This window comes from Candidatus Hydrogenedentota bacterium, assembly GCA_019695095.1.
GTDB lineage: Bacteria > Hydrogenedentota > Hydrogenedentia > Hydrogenedentales > SLHB01 > JAIBAQ01.
This window is the reverse complement of the sequence record JAIBAQ010000318.1, coordinates 1-4370: the sequence shown is the minus strand read 5'-3', so window position 1 is coordinate 4370 and position 4370 is coordinate 1. Positions and strand designations below refer to the sequence as shown.

Sequence of the window (4370 nt, the reverse complement as noted above, 5' to 3'; positions counted from 1 at the left end):
GTCTCGGCCGATACATCAGCAGCGGCAGTCGACGAAGTCCACGCCACCCATCCCGCAATCAGAAGGCAGCCAATACCCTGTGTGCGCCGTGCCATGATCGGGATACCTCAGCCTGGCAGATGGTCCAGCAGCCACCGGCAGTTGATGACCTTCTCCACCAAATCGAGCGGAAGATAGAAGTATTGGCAGGAAGGTTCGAAGCCGATTCGAGAATCTTCGCGCGAAAGCGTGAAGAGTTCGCGGGCCAGCGAAAGCTCGGACTCCAGGCAACTTCTCTGCACGCCGTGGAGTCGTGTCTTGTCTTCCGGTGAAAGGGAAGCGTCGCCCAGTTGATTACGAGCGTGGACGAATCGCGCTTGGTTTGCCACTGACTTGAAGTGAATGTAGGCCGCGCGCGCCAAACGAAGGTCGGCTTGCGCCGCACGTTGCTTATCGGAAGGCGCGATGTCCGCAGCGATTTTCAATTCATCAATGCCCACGCGCCAGCCATCCGCCATCTTGTCGAACTGGCCCGCGAATATATCCGGCGGATACGGCCCCCGCCATCCGTCGATGTCGTCGTACGGGATACCCCACATGGTCGCGGAATAACCGGTCCGTTCCGGATACAGCGGGTTCGCCGCGCCCCATTGCACCGGCGAGGTGTAGACCACGCCGATATGGAATGGATACTCGCGATACGCGTTGCTCATAAGCGTCCAGGCTTTGCGGGCGTGTGGGCCACCTTCTGTCCCGAACCGTTCCAACGCGATCGCATCGAGAATGCCGCCGACATCTTGTGTGGGCGCGCTGCTGATTCGATGGGCAAGCTCGAAGTTTGGAGAAGGATATCCGCCCATCGTCCACCCGATAAGCATGGCATTGAGATCGGCGGCCACTTCCAGGTTATGGCAATGCTCCGCGATTAGGTCCATGACGGGCAGATATGGCAAGCTCGCGAGCTCGCACGTGTTATTGAATTGGATCTCCGTGCCCGTCTTCAGACCCGCATCTTGCGCCAGTTTCCAATGCCGCTGCGACCGGGGGCCGGGTCCCACGGCGGAGATCGAGTACTCGCCAACGACACTCTTGATACCGCCTCGCTCAATCGGAAGGCTCCATTCGCTGACCGACATGAGCGTAATGGATTTGGGCATGCGCTCGATGATGTCAGGCGCATCGCCATGCCCCTTCCAGCCCCAATCGGAGATCAGCACACTGGCATTCGGATTGCCGCGATGAACTCCCTCTTCGAGGACGGCCACCACTTCGGAGATGATCTCCGCATCGCTGCGCTGCTTGCAGTGTTCGCAGGAAGTCCATCCGCCATGCGACGCGCAGCTCGTCAGATTCTCCGACGCGGTAATGGCATAAATGCCGCCGAGATCCGGTACTTCGCGAAAGACATACGCGAGTGCGTCGCCCATCCATTGGCGCACGGCCGGATGGGTTGTACACATCGCGGTGAGCTCGGCTTCCACGACTCCCGCCATTTCCGGCCGGTTCTTAAAGAAGGCCGCAGGCATGGCGCGGGGTTCGTTGATATATAGATAGACGGAGATGCCATATTTCTTGGCGCGTTCCACCAATGCCCGCAGGGTCGCCAGTCGCTTTTCGTGCTCCGCACCAAACTCGGGGAAGGCTTCGCCGCCGGGCGCCAAGTCGCGCAGGACACCTTGCAGCCAAACACCGTTGATTCCTACCGCGGCCAATCGTTGCAGCAAGCCATCCGGGTATGGATTCAATTCAGGATTGAGAAGGGGATCGCCGTATACCGCAACGTAGGAGTAAACGAGCCTCTTGACGGGCGACGGCTCCGGAAGCGTGAGATTCGGAATCGGATCGGCCAGTTGATGTACGAAATCGAAACGGGGTTCGGCAGCTTGCTGCAACGTACTGCCGAAATTCTGCTCGACAACGGCTCGGACTTCCGCGGCGCGTTTCTTCGCTGCTTCACTCGGTGCTTGGTATCGAAGAGGTTCGCACGCGGGCTTGATACGGCCCAGCTTGATCCACAGGAAGTCCTCCTCCCGCAGCATGACACCCAACCGTTCCGGGGTCATGTCCAGCAATTCAAGCAGTTGCCCATACGGAAGCAGATGCCAGTTGCGCCGAATGATTGTGACGTATCCGCGCTGGCGCATCTCCGGTTGAACCGTGACCTGCCCTGGCAGACCCATCGATTCCGCTATCGTACGGACATCGTCTTCCGTTGCCCCAAGAATCTTAGCGAGCTTGGCGGGTTCGATTACTGTCCAGTTGCGCCACACAAACTCGTGAACGCGATCGGGGAAGTAGGCGCTCGACAATGCCGCCCGCGATTCCCCTTGAGGCAAAACAGACTCATCGGCCTCTGCCACGGCCGGTGCTACAAGCAATGCAAAGACAGATCCCGCAACGAGCAAGATACGACGTGCGATCATGGTCATTTCCTCAGTTATGTCCCCCCGCGAGGAGAATCCACACGAAAAGCACAGGTTCCCGGCGATATGTGCGTGTGCACTATGCGGTACGCGGAAAGTGGATTCAAGCGAACGGAATGAAAAGGACGGACCGGCCTTGATCTGGCAGGGAAATTCACGTATCACTGTCCTTAACCTGACTGGAACACCGCTATCGCGGTATCACAGAGGAGTGCAAGGCATGACTATTGATGACGTCAAATCCGTGGCAATGATTGGAGCGGGCGACATGGGCCACGGCATTGCCGAAGTGGCCTTGCTCGCGGGATATTCGGTGACGTTGCGCGATGTGAAGGAAGAGTACATTGAGCGTGGCGCGAAACGAATTGACGAAAGCCTGCGAAAGCTTGTGGAAAAGGACAAGACGACGCAGGAGCATTATGACCGAATCCGTTCCGGGCTTCTTAAGACCTGCACCGATCTCCAGGAAGCAGTTCATCAAGCGGACATCGTCATCGAAGCGATTCCCGAAGACCTTCTTCTGAAAAAGCAACTCTTTGAACAACTGGATGTTGCGGCGCCCCGGCACGCCATTCTTGCTTCGAATACGTCAACGATGAGCATTACGCAGTTGGCCAAGGCCACGTTGCGGCCCGCTCAGGTCGTGGGTTTGCACTTCTTCAATCCGGCCGTGCTTATGAAAGCCGTGGAGGTGATCAAGGGCGATGCCACGTCGGATGTGGTTATGGACGTGTGCTTCGCGTTTTGCGTCAAGTTGGGCAAAGTGCCCGTGCGAATCCAGAAGGACGTGCCCGGCTTCATCGTCAATCGTGTGCAGGCGCCTGGAGGGGTTCTGGCAAATGCCGTCTTGGATGCCGGGATTGCGACTCCGGAAGAGCTTGACGCATTGCTTCGCGGCGCGGGTATGCCCATGGGCCCATGCGAATTGATGGACTACACCGGGCTCGATATCAATCTGAATGCATGCAAGTACTTCGCGGAAACGGTACACCCCGACTATGCTCCAGGGCGTGTGCTGTGCGAGAAAGTGAACGCCGGAGATTTGGGAAAGAAGACAGGAAAGGGCTTTTTCGATTGGTCGCAAGGACGGCCTGCGCTGGATCTATCCAAACCAGCCAACACAATCGCTGCCGATGACTTTCTATTTGTAAACGCGAACGAAGCAACACGGCTCATTGAGCAGGGTGTATGTTCGGCGGACGACGTGGACACGGCTATCGTAAACGGCACAGGTAGCGCCGTCGGTCCCATGAAGGCGCTGAGTATGTTTGAGTCTGCGAAGGTTCGGGCGAGGCTGCAGTATCTAGCGGAGAAGTTCGACAAGGAGATCTTCAAACCCAGCGCCACGATTCAGGGCATGGTGTGAGGAAGCGTTTTGAAGTGAATCAGAACAGTGGCAGGTGACAATTTTTGTCGCGGTGTATCAATGCCGGTAACCGATTCCGACGAGTCGGCGGGCGTTCGTTCTGTTTCAATCTCCATAAATGGCTGCTTCTAAATGATTTGACTTGGGTATCATGAAATGGCATCAGAGTTGCGCATCCCATTCCGCGAATCGAGTGAGACGCTGGATTCGATGTTCGGACCGGCGTTGGGGATAACACGAGAAAGTTAGAAGGCGCACCTGGAGGGTAATTCAATGAAGGCTATGTCAAAGAAGTCCGGTTTCACGTTGATCGAGTTGATGATTGTGGTCGCCATTATCGCGATCATCGCGGCTATCGCCATTCCCAACCTGCTCCGGTCCCGCATGAGCGCGAACGAAGCGAGCGCGGCCGGCGCGATGCGCACGATTTCCACGGGTGAAGTGGCATTCCAGACGGCAGCATTTGTTGACACCGACGCCGACGGGACAGGCGATTATGGTTCTTTGGCGCAATTGGCCAATCCCGACGGTGCCGGCGCGACCCCGCCCTTCATCGATCAGGTTCTTGGCGCGGGTTCGAAGCAAGGCTATGTGTTCACGGT

At 57.3% G+C, this 4370-nt stretch carries 2 protein-coding genes and 1 pseudogene; 2 read left to right on the top strand and 1 reads right to left on the bottom strand.

All coding sequences use genetic code 11. The annotated features are described in order from the left end of the window. Positions 1-107 precede the first annotated feature (107 nt). Positions 108-2402 carry a hypothetical protein gene (locus K1Y02_25615; protein MBX7259758.1) on the bottom strand — a complete coding sequence of 765 codons (2295 nt, stop codon included), beginning with the start codon at positions 2400-2402 and terminating at the stop codon, positions 108-110. 220 nt (positions 2403-2622) lie between these two features. On the opposite strand from K1Y02_25615, the gene K1Y02_25610 reads away from it, so the two are divergent. Both K1Y02_25610 and K1Y02_25605 read left to right on the top strand, forming a co-directional pair. After that, complete coding sequence (locus tag K1Y02_25610) at positions 2623-3768, top strand: 3-hydroxyacyl-CoA dehydrogenase (protein MBX7259757.1); 1146 nt, start codon at positions 2623-2625, stop codon at positions 3766-3768. A gap of 282 nt (positions 3769-4050) precedes the next feature. Further along, positions 4051-4134 (top strand): annotated as a pseudogene (locus K1Y02_25605) (prepilin-type N-terminal cleavage/methylation domain-containing protein). The last annotated feature ends 236 nt before the right edge of the window (positions 4135-4370 follow it).

Coding starts and splice junctions, on each gene's coding strand:
- K1Y02_25615 (MBX7259758.1), bottom strand. CDS start 2,402: ATGATCGCACGTCGTATCTTGCTCGTTGCGGGATCTGTCTTTGCATTG.
- K1Y02_25610 (MBX7259757.1), top strand. CDS start 2,623: ATGACTATTGATGACGTCAAATCCGTGGCAATGATTGGAGCGGGCGAC.